Consider the following 21,834-nt stretch of genomic DNA (forward strand, 5'->3'; position numbering starts at 1 on the left):
TCAATTAATTAGTAACACTTGGAATTAAAGACATTAGATGAACAAAAATGTATTGATCATAGCCTCTATGGCTAATTCATTACCCCATTTTAGAGGTGATTTCATGACCGAACTTGTTGAACAAGGATATACCGTATTTGCTGCGGCCCCTGAAATGACTTCAAAAAATATAGATGAACTAACTCAATTGGGAGTTACTCCAATTACTTTGAATTTGGATAGAATAGGACTTAATCCAGTAAAGGATTTTAAATCTGTTCTACAAATAAAAAATCTTATTAAAAAACATCATATTGATTTGGTTTTTCCCTATACCATCAAACCCGTTGTGTATGGCTCCATTGCTGCCAATATGTGCAACACACCAACAATTTCATTGATTACAGGGTTGGGGTTTACCTTTAGTGGAGCATCAAAAAAGGCCAATTTACTCCAGCAAATAACCAAAAGACTATATCGGTATGCGCTAAGAAAAAACAAATTGGTCATTTTTCAAAATGAGGATGATAGGCAGCTGTTTTTTAAAAAGCGTATTCTTTCAAAGAAACAAAAAACAGATATTGTAAATGGATCGGGGGTTAATTTGGATCGGTATCCGTTTCGGGAGATCAATGTAAACTCCGAAAACGTAAAATTCGTAATAGTCGCTAGATTGATCAAAGAAAAGGGCATTCAACTGTTTATGGATACAGCCATAGCATTGAAAAAGCAATTTCCTTTGTCGGAATTCCATATTATCGGCGGAGTGGGGAATTCTCCTTCAAGTGTTAAAATTGAAACTCTGAACACCTTACATGACTCAGGTGCCATTGTTTTTCACGGACGTAAAAGTAATGTGCCTGATTTTTTAAAGGATATGCACGTATTTGTATTGCCCACCTTTTATAGGGAAGGAATCCCTAGGTCGATTTTAGAAGCACTTTCTATAGGAATGCCCATTATTACAACTAACACTCCTGGTTGTAAAGAAACAATTGTTGAGAATGAAAACGGCTTTTTAATTCCTCCAAATAGTCTGGAACCCTTGATCGAATCTTGTAAGTTCTTTATTGAGAACCCAGATAAAATAAATCAAATGGGGAAAAGAAGTAGGCGATTGGCCGAGGAAAAATTTGATGTGAATATAATTAACAAGCATTTGACTGATAACATAAAAACAGTCTTGGACAATTAAAAAAGGGCTCCCCCCCTATCTCATAACCGCTTTTTTTCTTTTGGGGTAAGCAATAAAAAATTTATTGACCGTTAGCTAGCTTTTTCTGCATCCCATTGCTTTTGTCGGTAAATATTGAACCAGTCCAAAAATTCGTCTTGATCCACAGCAACTTCCGATTTTGAGAATATTTTCTTGATGGTCCAATACAGGATTTTCATATCAAACAAAAAGCTCAAGTTTTCCACATATTCGACATCCAAGGCAAAACGGTCTTCCCAAACAAGGTTATTTCGCCCCTTAACCTGTGCAAGCCCAGTAATTCCGGGTCTAACACTGTGCCTTTTTCGTTCGGTTTCATTATAATAGGGAAGGTAAAGTACCACAAGCGGCCTAGGGCCGATCAAGCTCATATCACCTTTGATAACATTGAGTAATTGTGGAATTTCATCCAAGGAATACCGTCGAACCAGCATACCCAATTTTGTAATGCGTTCCCTATTGGACAACAAATTACCATCGGCATCCTTTTTATTGTTCATGGACTTGAACTTGATAATCTTAAAGATTTTCTCATCCTTCCCTGGTCGTTCTTGTAAGAAAAAGGGTGTCCCCTTAAAATCAATCCAAAGAATTATCGATACCAAAATAAATATGGGCGACAATAACAAAAAACCAATAACTGAAGCGGTAAAATCCAGTAGCCGTTTAAAATAATTTTTGTAAAGATTTTTGGGCATGAAGTGATAGATTTAGCAATAAATTGCCATGTTTGACAAAACAAAAAAATAGAAATAATACGGGCGTTGCCAGTTTACACGACAAGTTACCCAATTTATAAGATATATAACATCTGATGGGACAATCACCCACTTTTGTAATTTATCTAAAAACGGTCTTCAACCATACAAATCATTGTTCCAGCACATGTTTAGGCGTGTATTTAGAATGGGGCAGCATCCATTTGGCATTTTCAATGGACTCCAATTACATGGATTGTTTTCCGCTATAAAAATCTTATTGTTTTGTGTTTGAAAATCGAAAATTGTTGTGCATCCGATAAAGGAGCTGTACATCGAATATGGATTTATGGCACCAAAGATTTTAAAATAATATCTCTAATTTTAGATGCTTTAGTTTCTTCGTGTCACATAGAATCAATTACCATTCAAATAAAACATTAACCGAAATATCAATTTTAAATGAAAGAAGAGTATTTAAAACATGTACAAACCGTAGATGATTTAATCAAGTCATTTTATGCCTGTTTAGGTGGCGAACCAGGTCAACCGAGAGATTGGGATTTCTTTAGATTCTTATTTCATCCCCAAGCGAACAAGATTGGTTATGAAAAAGACATAAATGGGAGTTTAAGACCTCAATTCATATCTCCTAATGAATATGTCGAAAGAACGGGAAATTGGCTGCAAACAACGCGTGAAACAGCTTTTTATGAAAGAGAAATCGGTAGAATTGAAGAAACCTATGGAAATATTTCCCACGTATTAAGTACTTGCGAGGCTTTTCATAGTAAGGAAGACATGGCTAACAACAAGCCTTATAAGCAAGATGTAAAAAGTATCCAATTAGCTTATTATAAGGATAGATGGTGGATCATTAACATGATGTGGCATGGTATTTCTCCCGAATATCCACTTCCGGAGAGATATTTGAGATATCAGTAATTTCAACTTGAGCATCCAATTCTGGATTATTTTTTATAATTATCAAAACAATTGGACATTATATCAATTATAATTTATGACAGGTTGTATTAAATCTACATCTAAGATTTTTAAAGTCATAACTTTAAAAGTTTCATAAAGCGATATAACCAAAACGATTACTTGATAATGTATAAAAAGTTTTTAAAAAGATTTTTAGACTTTTCAATATCACTGGTGGCGCTGATTTTACTATCACCATTGATTATTACATTAATTATTCTATTGCTGTTTGCCAATAAGGGCGAACCATTCTACTTCCAAAAAAGACCTGGGAAGAATGCTGAAATTTTCACTATCATAAAGTTTAAGACCATGAGGGATCCAAAAGACAATGAAAGTGAATTAATGAATCAAGAGCAGCGTATTACCAAAGTCGGTGCAATCATTAGGAAAACTTCCTTGGATGAACTATTGCAATTGGTGAATGTTTTGAAAGGTGATATGTCCCTCATTGGTCCTAGGCCCCTATTGATTGAATATCTTCCGTTATATAACGAAGAGCAAGCAAGAAGACATTTGGTGAAGCCAGGTATTACGGGATGGGCACAAGTGAATGGCCGTACTGCACTATCATGGAATGAAAGATTTGCCCATGATGTATGGTATGTTGATCATTTAAGTTTCAAAAATGATATAAAAATCTTGTGGAAAACAGTTCAGAAAATATTTAACAGGGAGGCCATGTCCTCCATTGAAAGTGCCTCGTTTGCACTTTGGAAAGGAAATGCCAAATAAGACAGATGATAACACAATAACACCCCTGTCTTAGGCCAAAAAGTTCTAAAGTCAAATTCTCCTATTCCTCAAAATACTTCCAAATCGAGGTTTTTTGACGCCACCCTAAATATTTTTGAATTTTAGAATTATCCCCAACCATGTTCCAGACTTCATTGTCACGATAAGGCAGGGCACCAAATTCTATGTTTGATGCACTATTCATCTTTGTTTTGGCTTTTTCAGCCATTTCTCGGATGGAAACCCCCTCACCTGAACAAACATTATAGACTTGATTGGTATTTTCTGTAAGTCCAGCCAACAATAGCGCCTCAATAACGTCACTCAAATACAGATAATCCCGAACTTGCTCACCCAAGGTCATGGAGAAATTCTCATTTCGGTCTAGCTTTTCCTTTAATTGCGAAGGAAAAAAGTTAGTGGGCATATTCAATCCCAAAAAATTGAACATGCGAAGTATCGTATATTTTTTTTCCTTTAATTCAGAAAAGGTCTTTAGTGCCATTTCCCCACAATACTTGGACAATGAGTAGGGCGATGCCGGAACAAAACCACCTATTTCCTTAAAGGGAGGAGTTATAGCTGTGCCCCCATAAACCTCACTGGTGCTGGTATAAACAAAATTTTTATAGGGTACATCCTCTAATGCGTTTAAAATATTTGCCGTTCCTGTAAAATTTACATCCATCAACTGTTGAACAATGGAAAAATCCCTGGAACGGTTCAAATTTGCCGCTAGATGATAAACTAAAGTAGGTTTGATTTCTTTAACGACATCAGAAAGAGAGGGAAAATCCAAGAGATTCACTTGATGAAAGGTAATATTTGGATTTTGTTCCTCGTTACGTTCCAAATCAATAGAATGCACCTCATCACAGCCGTTTTGAATCAATTGGGATATGAGGTTGCTTCCCAAATACCCAACTCCACCGGTTACTAGTATTCTTTCTCCTTTAAAGTTCATCAAAGGGTCCACTCTTTCTTCTTGTTTATTGCATCTTGAACATACTGGGCAATATCTTCTTTGGTATTCACCACTCCTTTTTCATAAAAGTCCTTATACCATAAAATTGTTTTTCGAATTGTTTCTGACCTATCCCATACAGGCGTCCACTTTAGCAATTTATTGGACTTTGAACAATCCAGCATCAAGAGGTTGGCTTCGTGGTGATTTTTTTTATTGGTGCTTACAGCATATTTAATTTTTGACCAAAACGATTTGGCTTCGTCTGTAATTTCCTGGACCGATAGATTACTAGAAAGATCGGGGCCAAAATTCCAACCATCGGCAAATTCTTTTTCTCCACTGAGCAACTTCCATCCCAACATAAGATAACCGGAAAGTGGATCCAATACGTGTTGCCATGGTCTTGTCGCCAAAGGGTTTCGTATTTCGGTTTCACCACCAATAGATGCGGCTTTGATAAGGTCGGGGATCAATCTATCTTGAGACCAATCTCCCCCTCCAATAACATTACCGGCTCTACCACTTGCCAACAAAGTTTGCCCGGTAGTTCCATTAAAAAAAGATTTGCGATAAGACTGCGTCAATAATTCTGCACATCCTTTGGAGGAACTGTACGGGTCATGACCTCCCATGGGATCATTTTCCCTGTACCCCCATATCCATTCTCTATTTTCGTAGCACTTATCACTGGTTACGTTTACAATGGCCTTTACGGATTCTGTCTGCCTGGATACCTCAAATACGTTCAATGTACCTATTACATTGGTTTGATACGTTTCAATTGGGTTCTCATAGGAATATTTAACAAGGGATTGAGCCGCTAGATGGAAAACAATCTCGGGTTGAAACTCCTCAAAGACCGATTTCAGTGCATCCAAATCTAAAATATTACCTTCTATCGACTTGTATTCGGTATTCAAAAGTGTTTTATGGTTTGTCGGAGTGTTCGGAGGCAGGGCATATCCTACCACTTCCGCACCCATTTGAGCAAGCCATGCAACTAACCAAGACCCTTTAAAACCGCTATCACCGGTCACTAAGCACCTTCTCCCCTTATAGACTCCGCCGAACAATCTATCTATTTCCATACTTTCCAATCAGCTTTGCCTTGCTCCCACATTTCATTAAGTACTTTATTGTCCCTAAGGGTATCCATTGGTTTCCAGAACCCATAATGCTTGTAAGAAAACAACTCGCCATCTTTGGCCATATTTTCTAGCGGGTCTCTTTCAAATATGGTTGAATCACCATCTTTTAAATATTCGAAAACCTTGGGCTCACAAACAAAATAACCTCCATTGATCCAAGATCCATCTCCCTTTGGTTTTTCTTGGAAAGAGGCAATCTGCTCATCCCCGATAAATTTTAGGGAACCAAATCTTCCTTCGGGCTGCACAGCTGTCATGGTAATGGCTTTCCCGTGTTTTTCATGGCTATGAACCAATTGGGCTATGTCCACATTGCCCACACCATCACCATAGGTTAGCATAAACCTTTCGTCTCCTATAAGATTTTCTATTCTTTTGAGTCGGCCTCCGGTCATTGTGTGCAATCCCGTGTCTACGAGGGTAACTTTCCAAGGTTCCGCTTCATTATTGATTATCTCTGTACTATTGTTCTGAATATCTATCTTCACATCACATTGATGCAGAAAATAATTTGAAAAATATTCTTTGATGACGTATCCCTTGTATCCTAATAAAATAATGAAATCATTAAATCCATAGGTAGAATAAATCTTCATAATATGCCATAGGATTGGCTTATTTCCGATGGGCACCATTGGTTTAGGTATATTTTGGGTTTCTTCGCTAAGTCTTGTACCAAAACCTCCTGCCAATAAAACAACTTTCATAATATATTGAGTTTATACCAAAGATAAACGCATTAATTCACAAAATATTCGAATCAAGAATTGAAAATTTTTCAGAAATTGTTTTCGATTTGAAAAAAACCAACAATCAAGCATCGTATAAAAATCTGATATTCAAGGATCCAAGTTGTTTTTCAATGTCTTCACAAAAGAGCAAAGTAGAGATTTGGAAGTGAAAATTTATTGATATGTTTACAAAAAAGAAAGGACCTCATAATGTAAATGCCATTGGCACAATAATGAAATCGAGGGTACGATAATAAACCCTTTTTTTTAAGCGTTAAACAGCCTAACCCTAACGTCAAATTGAAATGTTTAAAAAATTAAAACAAACACTAATCCAATCACCATTCTATAAGATTTCATTAAATATTCAATCTTTTTTTATCAGTAGTTCATGGATGTTCCAGAGCAAAAATCAAATTAAGGATAATTCCACCATATATGTGATTTCTTCGTACAAAACTGGTACTTCCTATATAACTTCAAGGTTTAGAAAAGAGATTTCCAAACATGAGCCCTATCAATATGTTTCTTATAGAAAACTTACAGCTGATTTTGACAAGCATTTTGTTCGAAGATTAAATTATCTGAATGTAAAAATTGAAGCATCCGGATTTTTATTTTATCAGCTAGAGCAACTGGCAAAAAATCCAATAGCCAAGAATTTGAATTACATATGCATTTTACGAAAACCAAGTGCATGGGTTACTTCTTTTATCAATTACATGCTTCATGAAATCAAAGCTGAAATCAATCCTTACTATAATTGGACCGATGAACTTATTTTGAAAAAACTGCTTGGTGTAGACCTCTCAAACTTTTATAATTTGGGGGAAGAAGAGCAAGCCAAAATTGCTGAGAATTTAATTGATTCATACCTCGAAAACACGAAAAAAACAAAATTACTGAAAAACGTAACATACGTCTGGATCAATGAATTGGAAGAGTTTACCAATAAATTAGGACCAATGATAGGTGAAGAAGTGAAACCACAAGAGAAAAGTTATAGGAACAAAGGAAATTCAAAAAAATATATCTATAAAAATGACTCACTGGATGAGGAGTATTCCAAAATAGTGGATTCCTTGATAAATCCAACTGAAATAAAAGAATAGGATTAATCTATCCGCTAATTCCTTCGTTTTTACTGGTTTAAAACAATTCCTGACCTTTTTGCATTCACAGATATCATTATAAAATAGACGTTCAGTCCTTCAGAGAAAATCAAATAATTGAGCAACAGCGCTTTGATGTCTTGTTTTCAATTAGCAATTCTAAATAAAAATTGACTTATTCTCTGTGATTGGAGAAACCATCCATTTTTCATCTTTGTTCTTTCTAAATCAAAGGAAAGTATTGGGAAAATCTAATTATTATTTTACTTCGATTAACGTCAAAAACTTAGCTTTGAACTAAATTTTAATATTTCCGTTACTTTTCTCTTTAAATTTCCATTTTAAAATGGACATACTCAAGTGAAGTTTGAATCAATAATGTTAACCAGTCATCGTTATTTTACTTAAATCTTAAAAAAAACCTCAATGATGTGTCAACAACAAATGGAAATATCAAATCCAATTATGTCACTTAAATACCAATCTTAAAAATATAGTATACGATGTACACCGTTATGATTCTTGGTGGGGCCAAAGGAGTCGGACTGGAAATTTTGAAATCTTGCCATAAAAAAGGGTATCAAGTTGCATTTTGTGGTCGAAATAGCGAGCAAGGCCAAAAAATAATAGATGAATTAAATGGGAGTGACAGCCTATATTTCCATACCTTGGATTTAACCAACATGAATGGACTTGAGAGTTACTATAAAGAAACTATAAAAAGGTTCAATAAAATTGATGCACTTATTGTTTACGCCGGCATATCCCCTATCGCCTCTATTTTGGATTCCACAGAAGAGCAGTTCGATAGTGTATTCAATGTTAACCTTAAGGCCCCCTATTTTTTATTGAAGCATGTTTTAAGGCACATGAAGGAAAACCAGTCTGGATCAATTGTTTTCTTTGGTTCTCCCCACATGGATTACGGACACGAAGACAGGGCCGCATATGCCCTTACAAAGTCGAGCCTATATACGCTTTCGAACCATATCGCACACCATTATGCAAAATTCAAAATCCGATCTAATTATGTGGTCATGGGTTGGACCAATACAGAGGGAGAGCTTGAATTAAGAACAAAAGAAGGAACGGATGAAGCACAACTCATGGATATGGCCTCTAAGATTATCCCCATGGGCCGTATGTTAGATCCAACCGAACCAGTTGCCGCTGTCATGCACCTCATTTCAAGTGATTCTGCCATGACAACTGGGTCAATAATCAGAATCACAGGAGGACATTTTATTTAATAGACATGGGTCACACATTGATATTCTATAACGACTCCAAACTCCTAGAGGGACCAGTGTATGATTCTACATACAATTTCCTTTATTTCGTTTCGATTTTGGACGGAATGGTCTATTGCTTAGACGTTACTACCAAAGAAATATTAAGCGTTAAATTGGACTCCCCTGTTGGGTGTGTCTTTATTCTAGACGAGAAAAAAGTATTGGCCGCCTCTAAAATTGGGTTTTATGAGATAGATTTCAAAACCCTAAAAAGTCAATTTTCCTTTCAGATGGAGATTCCGGATTTTGTTCGTTACAATGATGGCACCATAGATCCCAATGGAAGGTATATTGTGGGCACCATGGGATATCCCGAGGTACAGGAGAATATTGGCAAGGTATTTTCCTATAATAATGGAAGTTATAAGGTTCTCATTGAAAATACCACTATCTCCAATGGATTGGTCTTTTCTAAAGATGGTACAACCCTGTACTTTATCGATACGCCAACAAAAAAAGTGGCCAAATATATTTATGACACAGTAAATGGAAATGCCACTTTTGATTCTTATATCATACAATTCAATGAGAATGGCAGTCCCGATGGTATGTGCATGGATCAGGATGGCATGTTGTGGATTGCCGAATGGGGCGGTGGCCAGGTTTCCAAGTGGAATCCAGAAAATGGAAAAATGATAAACCGAATAAAACTACCCTGTACAAATGTGAGCTCTTGCTGTTTAGATGATTTGGGCAACCTTTTTGTAACTACCGCTAAATCGGACAGCCCTGATGACATTTTTGGCGGAGGCCTTTTTTACGTTAATTTGAACAAGAAAATATAAAAATGAAAGCAGTAGAGATCAGTGTAATAGTCCCTATTCACAATATAGAACCGTATTTACCAAAATGTATCGATAGCCTATTGGTTCAATCCTTCACCAATTTTGAGTTGATATTGGTCGACAATGGCAGTCCGGACAATTGCCCCGAAATATGTGACAGGTACGCTTCCATCGACGATAGGATTGTGGTAATACACAAAGAAAACCACGGTTTATTGAGTGCCAGAAAAGCTGGTTTAGAAAAGGCAAAAGGTAAATATGTTGCCTACGTAGATGGTGATGACTGGGTGGACATTTTTTATTTGGATACGCTTTATAAAATGGCCGTGGCCAACAATTCAGATTTGGTCGTAACTGGGCATTATAGAGAATTTGATGGCAAAATAGAAACCATCAAACCATCCTTTACAGGAAATTATAATGCATCTGAAATCAGCTCTTTGGTCCTACCCAGTGCCATTTGCAACGATCGGTTTTGTGAGCACAATATATCCACTTATGTCTGGAACAAACTCTTTAAAAGAGAGTTATTGCTCCAATATGTGCTTGATATTCCCAATGACATCATTATGGGTGAAGATGCTGCCATTACCTATACCTATCTTACCTTATGCAACCACATTACCATTTGCGATATCCCCGTATACTATTACCGTCAAAGGCCGGATTCAATTGTAAAATCCATCGAAAACCCTGAGATGGAATACACTCGATTGAGCCATCTGCTGGTGTTCTTAAGAAGAAAACTCGCACCTTATTTGAGTGAAGAAAATTTAAAGTCTCAACTAACATCTTATCTCTACTCCCTTATATTGGTTCGCTCGGGAGGTTTAATTTCAAATGAAGTATACGATGATACTATTTTCAACCCCTTTTTGAATACTTCTAAAAACTCAAGAATTGTTGTTTATAGTTCCGGTTCCTTTGGACAACATATTTTAAGCACTAACGCCAAACTTAAATATTTTCAAATTGTCCGTTGGATAGACGTCGATTATCACGATATGACAATCGATGGAAATTCAGTGCAACCCATAGGTGCAATTGACAATAATGAATTTGATCATTTGATTATTGCCACGACGAATCCCACCTATTATGACCAAATAAAATCAAACTTGGAGCTTGTAGGGATAGACACACATAAAATCGTACAAATTGGTCATGATGAAAAGGAAATAATCAACCTATTGAACAGCTTAGGCTTTAACAACGATTTTTCGAGAAATTTAAATATTTCCTCCAAAAGAACTGAAATAATATAAATGCATATTATGGCCAAAAAACTGATTATATTGGGTGGCAACCCAGAAACAGGTGTTCTTGTGGACATCGCAGTATCCATGGGAATCCACACCATTGTTGTTGACCCAAACCCTGATGCCCCTGCAAAGAAAAATGCTACAGAATCTTTTGATATTGATGGCTTTGATGTTGATGCCATTGTCAATCTTGCCAAAAAAGAAGAAGTAGATGGCATTTTGGTCGGAGTCGCCGATATATTGGTAAAACCCTACAGGGAAATCTGTAATAAATTAGGATTTCCTTGCTATGCGACCGAAAAAGCCGTGGAAGCTTTTTGTAGCAAAGATGGTTATAAAAAATATTGTGCAGAACACGGCGTACAAGATATCCCTGGAATTTATTTAACCAAAAACGACAGTATTAGAAAACCAAAAGGTCTGGAACTCCCTTTAATGGTAAAACCTGTTGATAGCGGAGGTGGTGTCGGCATGAAAATATGTCGAGATGAGGAGGATTACAACAGCACTGTGGAAAAAGCATTGAAATTTTCTAAAAAAGGAGTAGTCCTTGTCGAAAAGTATATGGATGAGCATTGTGATGACATGTCTGCCTATTATACCTTTAAAGATGGCATACCATATCTTTCAGCAACATTCGATAGAACCTTGACCAGAATACAGGGTAACTCCAGCCCAATTGCCCTGGGCACCGTATATCCATCTAAATATACCAAATCCTTTGTGGAAAAAGTTCATCCCAAATTATCGGAATTGTTTAAAAGTACCGGTGTACAAACAGGGGTGATAAATGTTCAGTTCTTTGTGGAGAACAACGAGTTTTACAGTTATGATCCCGGGTTTAGGTTACAGGGGGAAGCCCCGCACATTCACCTAGAGCACATCAATGGATTTGACCATAGAAAAATGCTGATAAACTACGCCTTGACAGGAGTGTTCGGTGAGGATGATTTTGCCGAAAAAAATGATTACATGATGAGAGGCAAGTCCGCATGTTCGGTTTGGGTACTTTTAAAAGCTGGAAAAATTGATTCAATCCAAGGCTTGGACGATGTAAAATCCCATAAGAATGTAAATTTCGTTGTAGAACGATTTAAGGTCGGGGACACGGTAAAGGATGAGTGGGTCGGTACAGAAAGGCAAGTCCTTTTCAGAATATATACCGATGCCGATTCGATCGTCGACATAAATAAAACCATAGAAGACATTAAAAACACCTTAAAAATTACCGATGCCAATGGTGATGATATGGTGATTGAATGGCTAAAGCCATGGAATACTAAAGATTATATTTTTTAGACGACCCGTTTTAATTTTTAATAGACCTTTTCATTCATATAAATTAAAAAATGGAACAAAATATTTTAGAAAAGTTTAGTTTAAAGGGCAAAAAGGCCATTGTTACTGGAGGAGCTGGTGATTTGGGAAAAGCCATGGTGGAGGCAATATCGCAAGCGGGGGCCCAAACCGTTGTGATTGATCTTGATGATAGGGTATTTGGCATTTGCGAAGATTTTAAAAACAGTGGTTTAAATGTAAGTCCGATCAAAGCGGATGTGAGCAAGGTATCGGAAATCAAAAAATCCTATGAAGATGCCCTGGACATTTTGGGTGGTACCGTAGATATTTTGATAAATTCCGCAGGAATCCAGAGAAGGTATCCCAGTGAAGAATTTCCAGATGAAGAGTGGAGAAAGGTTATAGCAATAAATTTGGATGCCACCTTTTATTATTGCAAGCACGCAGGAAATACCATGCTGAAAAATGGAGGTGGAAAAATAATAAACATTGCCTCCATCATAAGCTTTTTGGGAGGCATCACCATACCTGCCTATGCCGCATCCAAAGGAGGGGTCGCACAATTGACAAAGGCATTGTCCAATGATTGGTCCGCCAAAGGTATTTGTGTGAATGCCATTGCACCTGGTTATATGGACACACAATTGAACACTGCTTTAATCAATGATAAGAAAAGAACAGAGGAAGTGTTCAATAGGGTCCCAATGAAAAGATGGGGTACCGGAGAGGATTTAAAAGGCTTGGCAGTTCTCCTATCATCATCGGCAAGTGATTACATTACTGGAAGCGTAATTCCGGTAGATGGTGGGTATATAGCAAGGTAAGACAAGCGAAGACTCTTCACCATATGGGTTATGAATCGATGCGATCAACCCGTTATGGTGTAGCGTTTTTTCAATTCAATTTATTTGATTTTTAATTGGTCGTAACAAGTATTCATGTAATTGATGTCCAACTCAAGCTGATGTCATCGTGTAACAATGATTTTTTACAATCGGATTTCAAATACAAACACAATTGGCTTATTGGACCTCTTTACAAAAGATTGTTCTTTGTCTATTAAACAGGTAACAAAACAGTTTTATTTGCTCAGTTTAGAGCAACCAATAATTTTGTTTTGATTTTAACATGATTTTGAAAAAACTAAAGCATCTAAAGAAAATAAAGGCTTGACAATAAAACCTAAAACTAGTGGAATTGGTTGGACCAAATCCAGTTTTATTTAAATAATAACCCTTGCATCTGAATTCAATAACAAAATTTTAATTTTTCTTGGGCTGAAGCTGAACCAGTTGGTTTCTTCTATTTAAAATTAAATGATGCGATCAATTGATATGCCATTGTCAATTGATAGAAAATAAGATGTAATAATAGTTGTTATATAGTAGGTATAATTTGACAGCATTTAGTTTTGTTTTTAAACTATTCTCTTGAGTAAATGATTGAAGTTATTGAAGAAAAAAAGTATTGGGACGATTTTATCTCAAGCTTTGATGAATCCGATCTTTACCACACTTTCGATTATCACATGATTGCGAAAGAGGATGGCAAACCTGTACTTTTAAAATACACCCACAACAACGTAAGTATATGTCTGCCTCTTTTAATACGTGATATTCCCAATACATCCTTTAACGATGCCACTTCGGTTTATGGGTATCCTGGACCACTATGTAAAAATATATCGGACAACTTTGACGGTGCTCATTTTAAAAGTGAATTACTTCAGTATTTTTCATCAAACAATATAGTTTCTGTTTTTTCCAGGCTTAACCCATTTATGCCAATTCAGCATCGGATTCTTGAAAGTATAGGGGAAATAAACAATAAGGGGCAGGTCGTTTCCATTGATCTTAAAAAGCCCATTGACCAACAACGTCAGGAATTTGGGAAAAGACTTAAAGGACAACTCAATAAGGCTAGAAGACATTGTAGGGTTATAAAAGCTGAAAATGATGAAGAACTACAGGAATTTATAGATATCTATCATGAGAACATGGATCGGGTCAATGCAAAACCGATGTATTACTTTGATGATGAATATTTTAGGGTTATAGCTAAAAGTAACAGTTTCCATACCGAAACCCTTTTGGCCGTTCATAACGAAACCCGCGAGGTAATGGGTGCCAGCATGTTCATCTATAAAAATTCAGTCGTTCATTATCATCTGTCCGGTACCAAAACAGAGTACCTACCTTTAATGCCCACCAAGCTTTTGATTGACGAAATGCGAATAAAAGCTTCCAAAATGGGGCTCTCGCATTTTAATTTGGGAGGGGGACTATCGAGCGCAAACGACTCCTTACTGCACTTCAAGTCGTCATTCTCCAAGGACATGTCGGATTTTTATGTTTGGAAATTAATTGTAAATCCAGAGGTGTACAACAAACTGACCAAGGAGCTCCATACCCAACAAAATTCTGACTTTTTCCCGCTTTATCGATGTAGCAACCCACTAGTCATCAATACAAAATGATCAAGGATAATCCATTTTACTCAGCTACATTTGTTGAATATTGGGGCAAACATTTTTTATCGGGAAGGAAAAAACATATTTTTCCTTTTGCGAAAAATTTATCCTTCTATAAATCCAAATTACCTGGGCTCTTCATCAATACCGGAAAAAATCTGACCAAGGGAATCAACTTGGAGCTAGGAGAATCGTCCCGTGAAGAAAAAAATAACTGCTTTTTGATCTATGATGTCATAGATTTTGACTCACACCAAGCAAAGTTCAATAATAATGGGCTTGGCCATTTTGCCGTACGGCAATATCCAGGTTATTTAATTGATCTGGAACCGTATAGTTCCTTGGATGATTTTCTCTCCAAAACCTTCAAAAAAAGTAGCCGGTACAAGCTGCGCAAATACAAAAAGAGATTGGAGGAATGTTTTAATATCTCCTTCAAGGCTTACCAGGGTGAAATTTCGAAAGAAGAATATGACACCGTATTTATTTACTTCAGAAAGCTCTTGGAAAAACGATTTGAAGAAAAGCAGATCAGCAATAATAACCTCGATACTGACGAATGGGATTTCTATAAAGATGTTGCCTACCCAATGATCTTGGAAAACAAAGCATCCTTGTTCGTATTGTATAAAAATGAGGAACCCATAAGCATTACCTTATCATATTTGTCGGATAATAGGGTTTTTGACGCCATCACGGTTTTTGATATAGACTACGCAAAGTTCCATCTTGGAAGTATAAAAATTATGTACTTGGTTGATTGGTGTTTGAAGAATGGATGGAAAACCCTTGATTTTTCTAAGGGACACTTTGACTATAAACTACGTTGGTCTAATAAAAAGTTTGATTTTCACTATCATATTTGGTTCGATAAAAAGTCCTTGAAAGCACAGGTCACAGCATATACACTTAAACTTTACTTCACTTTTAAACAGTACCTACGGGAAAAAGAGATAAATGAAAAGTTACATAAGTTGACCTTTGCCTTGAAAAATAAAAAACCAGATAATGTTCAATATAGTTTTGAAAAAACAATTCAAAGCTATGATGAAGAGAAACTTGAACCAGTGGATATGACAATGCCAGAGCATACTTTGTTCAAAAGAATCTGTTATGAGTTTTTATACCTGTACCCCGAAAATGAAAACAACATAAATGTATACCGATTGACAAATAGGGATTCATTTTATTTAATTAAAGGTACGGGCAACGAAAGCTTGGTTAAAGTCAACTTTTGATGAGTAATGTTTTTGTTCCAATTTTTGATATTTATATTTATTCAAAGCTCGATAAATATTTGTTTAGCATCAATCAAGTTGATCAGCTTAAATATTAAATTTCAACCTAAGACAGCATGATCATTCATAAAAAAGAAAACACCACTTTCCTACTGGACATTCATAAACAGGATGATATACTCGCTACACTATATACTGATGCTATGTATAGTGTTCGGCAAATTAAAGGAAGTATCCCCCTAAAAACAACTTCAAATCAAAACCTTTCTTTACAGTGTTCCAAAAAACATATTTATTCAGTAAGCTATATACCCGAATATGTTCAGCTCACTCCCAGTAATAGTGTAGATTTTAGAGTTCGTTCATTTAACTCTGTGAAAGGTTATTCCGTTTGGTTGGGAGAATGTTCAACAATGAAAGACTTTCTTCCGTCCTTAAGGCGAAGTCAGCGTAAATCATTATCAAGGTCACTTAAAAGACTGGACTCTTGTTTTGATATGAAATACGAAATGTACCATGGAGAAATTTCAATGGAGAACTATAGTTTTTTGATGGACACCTTAAAGAGCATGATACTCATAAGATTTGAACAGCGGGGTGAAACCAGTGAAAGTATCGCATTATGGGATAAAATCCACAGCACGTCCTTTGACCTGATCAATAACCGAAAAGCCTCACTCTTTGTAGGTTATAACGATACAGAGCCCGTAAGTATCTCATTGAACTATCATTATAACAAAATCCTCTTCGGGTATGTCACTTCCTATAATATTGATTACTCAAAATTCAGTTTGGGCCAAATAGGTATATACAAACGTTTGGAATGGTGCCTGGAAAATGGCTATGAGCTTTTTGAAATGGGGTGGGGAGATCTGGCTTATAAAAAATGGTGGAGCAACAATATTTATAATTTCAGACACGAGTTTATTTTTCCCAAAGGTTCGCCAATGGCGAATTTACAAGTTATGTTTTACGGTTATAAAACTGAGATTATGGCCTATCTTATTTCCAAAAATGTAAATATTTATTATCGGAGATTTAAAAGCTTATTCTCAAATAAAAAATCTCAGGATAGTGAATCGCAATATGCCCTTGTAGATGTGAAATTTGAGCATAATGAATATAAAAATAAGCCCCCTATACCACTATCGGAAAGTGAAATACCCAAATCCATTATCTACGATTTTCTTTTTCTAAGCCAAACTAAGCTGTCCAATATTTCCGTTTACTCGATGGATGATGAAAAAAACTACATCATAACGGGAAATAAAATGACCAAGAAAATAGTTTATACACCAAACGATTGACCCCATGTTGTTCAATTCTATTGAATTTCTAATATTTCTTCCTATTGTTTTTCTGCTTTATTGGTTTGTTTTTAAAAACAATACCAAGATTCAGAACGTTTTTATAATTTTTGCGAGCTACCTTTTTTATGGCTGGTGGGACTGGCGTTTTTTGCTCTTGATATTTCTTAGCACGTTGGTCGACTTTTTTGTTGGTCAAAAAATTTACCAACATCTTGATGAAAAGAAAAAAGCAAGATACTGGCTTTGGGTAAGTATGGCCTTTAACATAGGAATGCTGGGCTTTTTCAAGTACAGTAACTTCTTTGTTGACTCCTTTATTGATATGTTCCATGCTTTTGGTTATGATATTAAAAGTACTTGGACCTTGAGGATTATTCTCCCAGTAGGTATTTCCTTTTATACCTTTCAGACGATGTCCTATTCTTTTGACATTTACTATAAAAAATTAAAACCTACCCAAAATTTTATCGCCTTTACGGCCTTTGTTTCATTTTTTCCGCAATTGGTCGCAGGGCCTATTGAAAGGGCCTCCAACCTGTTGTCCCAAATCACCAATAAACGAACCTTTAGCTACGATCAAGCTTCGAGCGGTTTAAAGCTCATTTTATGGGGTTTCTTTAAAAAGTTGGTTATAGCCGATGCGCTGGCGCCTATTGTTGATGATATTTTCGCTAATTACCACACCTATCCGGCCTCAACGCTAATACTTGGTGTTTGTTTATTTAGCTTCCAAGTATATGGGGATTTCAGCGGTTACTCCGACATAGCTATTGGTACGGCAAAACTTTTCGGTGTTGAGCTCATGTCCAATTTTAAGTTTCCGAACTTTTCCAGGAATGTAGCAGAATATTGGCAAAGATGGCATATATCCTTATCTACCTGGTTTAGGCACTATTTATATATTCCCATGGGCGGTTCCCGGGTTAGTCAGCTCAGGGCGGTCAGAAATATCGCGGTTATATTTTTAGTAAGTGGATTTTGGCATGGTGCCAACTGGACTTTTATTTTCTGGGGCGGTTTACATGCATTATTCTATATTCCAGTGTTTTTAATGGGGCGTAATAGAATGTATGCGGATAACGTGGTAGGTGAAAAAACCCTTCTCCCCACTCCTGTCGAAATCTTACAGGTGCTTTTAACCTTTGTGCTGGTCACCTTTTCCCGGATTTTCTTCAGGTCCCCATCCCTCACAGACTCGTTCCAATATATCAACCAGATTGCCTCTAACTTTACCTATGAGTCTTACGTACACCCAATGGGATATAGAATGCTCGATTTTTATATTTTATTGGCATTGTTTATTATTTACGAATATTCGATAAGAAGACACGAGCGAGAACCCTTTAAATTCAAATCGAAAATCGTTAGGTTCTTCCTATACACGGCCGTTGTCCTGGCCATGTTGTTATTCTACGATGATGGCGTAAACCGTTCATTTATTTATTTCCAATTCTAGTGCTATGAAAAAGTTCTTGATAAAAACAGCCCTTTATACGGTTCTTATCCTGATCGCTCTTGAACTATTGGTGAGGGCACTTCATTTATATACCGAAGACCCACCAAGATTTATAGATAAGTACGGTGTGGAAAAACGTGTGCCCGACCATAATGGTTATGCAGTTACGGGAAACCGAAACCAAAACTTTTCCGAATTCAACATTAATGATTTTGGATTCAACTCCTCTAGAGAATTTAACCCAACTAAGGAAAAATTTGAGATAGCGCTGATTGGAGATTCATTTATAGAAGGTTTCCATCAGGATTATTACAATTCTACAGGAAAAAAAATAGAAAATGCATTGGTGGATACCGTAGAGGTATATGAATATGGGTATGCCGGTTATGATTTGGCAAACCAAATGCATTTGATCCATGCCTATCAAGACCATTTTGAACTTATCGATGAAATCATTATTTATCTGAATTACGAAAGTGATCTAAATAGAGGAGTGTACGAACCCAACAAACAAAGAATAGCCATGTTGCGGTCCACTGTGTTCAAAATCAGGGACAATATTAAACTTTTGGCGTATGGTTCAAAAATTGGAATCGTAGATCCAATAAAGAATTTGATCACAGGAAAAGCATTTCAGGATACCGAGCAAGGTTACGAAACCAATAAAATTGAAATTCCAGAACGAAAAGAAGAAGAATACTTGGAAAATTTCAAAAGCCTTATTTCATTATATGGTTTTGATAAGTGCAAAACCACTATTCTTTTGGACTCCAGAAAAACCAGTGAATCATTTTTGGAATATTGCGATGGAAACAATATTAAATATCTGGATTTCGCCCCAACTTTTGAAAGCTCCAAAAAACCGGTGACCCTAATTTACGATCATCATTGGAACAACCATGGAAGAGAATTGATCGCTACTGTGATTTCCGATTATATGAAGTCACACAAAGTATCTCAGGACTGTCAATAGCAAGGGGTTTTCTTTTGTGATACTCATCAAAACCAATCATAATAAACTGTTCCTTATTGTTTTATATCTTCTGTAAGTTTCTTAGGTTATTTAGCTATAAGATAGTAGCACATTTACTTTTATTGCCCAACCCGGTTACAGTAGCACGAAAAAATCATGGGACAATAGATCATTTGGAAATAAAAATACCGTTTTAGAGAAGAGGTATTCTCTAAAACGGTATTGACAACCAATTTTATATTCTTATCTAAAAAAAGACAACATAATAGGTCAGGCCTAATTCATCTAATAAAACCTACCCATTACATTCCTTCTATTGAGTCTATTTAGAAAATCAAATCTTAGGAAAACCTCAAAAGAACCATCATTGAAAACGGTACTGCCCAATTCAGATGTTTCAACATCATAGGCAAGGCCAATAAGAAATTTTTCAGCTAATTTCACACTAAATAGCGCACTGACAGCGGAGTCCAAACGATATGCCGCACCAACTGAAAATTTATCATTAAAGGTCAAGCTTGTCGTCAAATCAACCTGTAAAGGTCCTCCGCTAACGGCTTTAACCATAAAACCGGGTTTTAATGCCAAATCCGGGTTCAAGTCGAATTGATAACCTGAAAGCAAATAAAAATTCATCCTTTCTTTTGCCACATATGAGGTTCCTGTAGATGAGTTGTCAAAGTGTTCTGTTTCCAAAAGATTTGGCACAGAAAGACCTGCATAAAATTTTTCCTGACGGAAATAAACTCCTAAACCAACATTCGGTGAGAACTTATTATCTATATTGGGTAAATTGGTCTCGGCTCCATAATTCACCAATTTAGAAAAATCCACATTAAGGAAATCCCCCCCTACATTTAGACCAAAGGCCAAACTTCCATATTGGGAAACAGGTATGGTATATGAAAAGGCTAAATCCATATAGGTTTGCTGAACCGTTCCATCACCAATATTATCATTAACCAAGGAGAATCCAACACCGAGTCTTTCACCTAAAGGACTCTCAATACTCAACGTTTGGGTTTCCGGAGCACCATCAAGACCTATCCATTGTGATCTGTGCAAGGCAGCAACACTTAAAACATTACCTGCTCCTGCGTATGCAGGATTTATAACTATAGTATTCAACATGTAATGGGTATACTGTGGGTCTTGTTGCGCAGTGGCCATGGTGGTTATTCCCAAAGCAACGACTAATGTTGTTATAAAATAATTCTTCATTTTTAGTATATCTTAAGTTTCTTATTGGTTGATGTATAAATAACCGGATGCATTTTTGGACACTCCTTCGTCTACATATTTTATAATGTAGAAGTAAATTCCAGCAGGAAGCACATTCCCTTTATTGAGTGATGTTCCAGTATTTGCAATTCCTTCAAAAGCATTGGAGTTATTGTCATAGTCTTCAGTTTTAAAAACTGCAGCTCCCCAACGATTGAAGATTTCCACCCTATTATTAGGATACAATTCGATATTGGTCAGAGTAAACCTGTCATTTACCCCATCACCATCCGGTGTAATAATCGAATTCCCAATTTCAACACCGCAAATGGTTCCTTGTGGTGGTGTTCCTCCATTGGAATCACAAGAATCTAGTGGGTCAGTGCCATCAGCTACTTCCTGACCATCTTCAATGGTATCTCCATCTGTATCGGCATTATCAGGGTCAGTTCCCAATTCCGCTTCGTTTTCATCAGCTAAGCCATCGTTATCGCGATCACAAAATGAATCTGGCAGCGGTGTTCCTCCAACTGAGTCACAATCTTCGAAAGGATTAGTACCGTCTGTTACTTCTTGTCCATCACTGATAGTATCCCCATCGGTATCTGCATTATACACATCTGTTCCCAAACTGAGTTCTTCACCATTTGTTAGGCCATCTCCATCACAATCCGCCGATGACCAAACTGTATTGTTGGAATCATACCCAGTATAATCCACACTTTGAGCGGGATCACATGGATCATTGGGGTCGGTACCATTGGTGACCTCAACATCATCATCTATTCCATCTCCATCAGAATCGATATTTGCTAGATAAGGGTCTGTACCATTGGTGAACTCATCACCGTTGGTCACACCATCACCATCACAGTCGGCAGCGGCCCAAATGGCATTGCTGCTGTCGTAGCCCGTATACCCTGCGGCCTGTGCCGGAGAACATGGGTCGTTCTCA

At 36.7% G+C, this 21,834-nt stretch carries 21 protein-coding genes; 14 read left to right on the forward strand and 7 right to left on the reverse strand.

The window, feature by feature from the left end; all coding sequences use genetic code 11:
* Window positions 1-37 precede the first annotated feature (37 nt).
* Window positions 38-1,174, forward strand: a complete 1,137-nt coding sequence (locus J0X13_RS06445; protein ID WP_207070596.1) for a glycosyltransferase family 4 protein — start codon at window positions 38-40, stop codon at window positions 1,172-1,174.
* 71 nt (window positions 1,175-1,245) lie between these two features.
* Here the strand turns inward: J0X13_RS06445 and J0X13_RS06450 are convergent, their stop codons facing one another.
* A complete protein-coding gene (locus J0X13_RS06450) occupies window positions 1,246-1,893 on the reverse strand; it encodes a sugar transferase (RefSeq protein WP_207070597.1) in 648 nt (215 codons plus the stop codon).
* A 462-nt stretch (window positions 1,894-2,355) separates the two neighbouring features.
* Between J0X13_RS06450 and J0X13_RS06455 the strand changes: the two genes are divergently transcribed.
* Window positions 2,356-2,838, forward strand: coding sequence for a hypothetical protein (locus J0X13_RS06455; protein ID WP_207070598.1), 483 nt, complete (start codon window positions 2,356-2,358; stop codon window positions 2,836-2,838).
* Window positions 2,839-3,006: 168 nt separating this feature from the next.
* Window positions 3,007-3,615, forward strand: coding sequence for a sugar transferase (locus tag J0X13_RS06460; RefSeq protein ID WP_207070599.1), 609 nt, complete (start codon window positions 3,007-3,009; stop codon window positions 3,613-3,615).
* 61 nt (window positions 3,616-3,676) lie between these two features.
* Here the strand turns inward: J0X13_RS06460 and J0X13_RS06465 are convergent, their stop codons facing one another.
* The 3 genes from J0X13_RS06465 to rfbF are packed head-to-tail and all read right to left on the reverse strand — an operon-like array spanning window position 3,677 to window position 6,437.
* Window positions 3,677-4,591, reverse strand: coding sequence for an NAD-dependent epimerase/dehydratase family protein (locus tag J0X13_RS06465; RefSeq protein ID WP_207070600.1), 915 nt, complete (start codon window positions 4,589-4,591; stop codon window positions 3,677-3,679).
* Window positions 4,579-5,670 carry a CDP-glucose 4,6-dehydratase gene (gene rfbG, locus J0X13_RS06470; protein ID WP_207070601.1) on the reverse strand — a complete coding sequence of 364 codons (1,092 nt, stop codon included), beginning with the start codon at window positions 5,668-5,670 and terminating at the stop codon, window positions 4,579-4,581. Before rfbG ends, J0X13_RS06465 begins: the two co-directional genes overlap by 13 nt.
* Window positions 5,661-6,437, reverse strand: coding sequence for a glucose-1-phosphate cytidylyltransferase (gene rfbF / locus J0X13_RS06475; protein WP_207070602.1), 777 nt, complete (start codon window positions 6,435-6,437; stop codon window positions 5,661-5,663). The genes rfbG and rfbF overlap by 10 nt, the downstream gene beginning before the upstream one ends.
* 329 nt (window positions 6,438-6,766) lie before the next feature.
* Here rfbF and J0X13_RS06480 point away from each other — a divergent pair, with 329 nt between their 5' ends.
* From J0X13_RS06480 to J0X13_RS06520, 9 genes are all read left to right on the forward strand, one after another.
* A complete protein-coding gene (locus J0X13_RS06480) occupies window positions 6,767-7,573 on the forward strand; it encodes a hypothetical protein (RefSeq protein ID WP_207070603.1) in 807 nt (268 codons plus the stop codon).
* A gap of 503 nt (window positions 7,574-8,076) precedes the next feature.
* The gene (locus J0X13_RS06485) at window positions 8,077-8,823 is read left to right on the forward strand and encodes an SDR family NAD(P)-dependent oxidoreductase (protein WP_207070604.1); all 747 of its coding nucleotides are present in this window, start codon (window positions 8,077-8,079) and stop codon (window positions 8,821-8,823) included.
* Between the two features lie 5 nt (window positions 8,824-8,828).
* Window positions 8,829-9,650, forward strand: coding sequence for an SMP-30/gluconolactonase/LRE family protein (locus J0X13_RS06490; RefSeq protein WP_207070605.1), 822 nt, complete (start codon window positions 8,829-8,831; stop codon window positions 9,648-9,650).
* Window positions 9,651-9,652: 2 nt separating this feature from the next.
* Complete coding sequence (locus J0X13_RS06495) at window positions 9,653-10,915, forward strand: glycosyltransferase family 2 protein (protein ID WP_207070606.1); 1,263 nt, start codon at window positions 9,653-9,655, stop codon at window positions 10,913-10,915.
* Between the two features lie 9 nt (window positions 10,916-10,924).
* On the forward strand, window positions 10,925-12,211 hold the full coding sequence (locus J0X13_RS06500) for an ATP-grasp domain-containing protein (protein WP_207070607.1): 1,287 nt from the start codon (window positions 10,925-10,927) through the stop codon (window positions 12,209-12,211).
* 50 nt (window positions 12,212-12,261) lie between these two features.
* Window positions 12,262-13,035, forward strand: a complete 774-nt coding sequence (locus tag J0X13_RS06505; protein ID WP_207070608.1) for an SDR family oxidoreductase — start codon at window positions 12,262-12,264, stop codon at window positions 13,033-13,035.
* A gap of 614 nt (window positions 13,036-13,649) precedes the next feature.
* Window positions 13,650-14,687, forward strand: coding sequence for a peptidoglycan bridge formation glycyltransferase FemA/FemB family protein (locus J0X13_RS06510; protein ID WP_207070609.1), 1,038 nt, complete (start codon window positions 13,650-13,652; stop codon window positions 14,685-14,687).
* On the forward strand, window positions 14,684-15,919 hold the full coding sequence (locus J0X13_RS06515; protein ID WP_207070610.1) for a GNAT family N-acetyltransferase: 1,236 nt from the start codon (window positions 14,684-14,686) through the stop codon (window positions 15,917-15,919). The genes J0X13_RS06510 and J0X13_RS06515 overlap by 4 nt, the downstream gene beginning before the upstream one ends.
* Window positions 15,920-16,035: 116 nt before the next feature.
* Complete coding sequence (locus tag J0X13_RS06520) at window positions 16,036-17,226, forward strand: GNAT family N-acetyltransferase (RefSeq protein WP_207070611.1); 1,191 nt, start codon at window positions 16,036-16,038, stop codon at window positions 17,224-17,226.
* 28 nt (window positions 17,227-17,254) lie between these two features.
* On the opposite strand, the gene J0X13_RS15690 is transcribed toward J0X13_RS06520, so the two are convergent.
* On the reverse strand, window positions 17,255-17,560 hold the full coding sequence (locus J0X13_RS15690) for a hypothetical protein (RefSeq protein ID WP_313786486.1): 306 nt from the start codon (window positions 17,558-17,560) through the stop codon (window positions 17,255-17,257).
* An 81-nt stretch (window positions 17,561-17,641) separates the two neighbouring features.
* Between J0X13_RS15690 and J0X13_RS06525 the strand changes: the two genes are divergently transcribed.
* Both J0X13_RS06525 and J0X13_RS06530 read left to right on the forward strand, forming a co-directional pair.
* The gene (locus tag J0X13_RS06525) at window positions 17,642-18,685 is read left to right on the forward strand and encodes an MBOAT family O-acyltransferase (RefSeq protein ID WP_313786487.1); all 1,044 of its coding nucleotides are present in this window, start codon (window positions 17,642-17,644) and stop codon (window positions 18,683-18,685) included.
* Window positions 18,686-18,689: 4 nt separating this feature from the next.
* Window positions 18,690-19,658, forward strand: a complete 969-nt coding sequence (locus J0X13_RS06530; protein ID WP_207070613.1) for a hypothetical protein — start codon at window positions 18,690-18,692, stop codon at window positions 19,656-19,658.
* A gap of 285 nt (window positions 19,659-19,943) precedes the next feature.
* Here J0X13_RS06530 and J0X13_RS06535 read toward each other — a convergent pair whose 3' ends face one another.
* Together J0X13_RS06535 and J0X13_RS06540 are read right to left on the reverse strand one after the other, a co-directional pair.
* Window positions 19,944-20,879 carry a PorP/SprF family type IX secretion system membrane protein gene (locus J0X13_RS06535; RefSeq protein WP_207070614.1) on the reverse strand — a complete coding sequence of 312 codons (936 nt, stop codon included), beginning with the start codon at window positions 20,877-20,879 and terminating at the stop codon, window positions 19,944-19,946.
* 21 nt (window positions 20,880-20,900) lie between these two features.
* On the reverse strand, window positions 20,901-21,834 hold a 934-nt coding region (locus tag J0X13_RS06540; protein ID WP_207070615.1), incomplete at its 5' end, for a T9SS type B sorting domain-containing protein.

The sequence above is a fragment of the [Muricauda] lutisoli (nom. illeg.) genome, assembly GCF_017313105.1.
GTDB classification, from domain to species: Bacteria; Bacteroidota; Bacteroidia; order Flavobacteriales; family Flavobacteriaceae; genus Flagellimonas; species Flagellimonas lutisoli.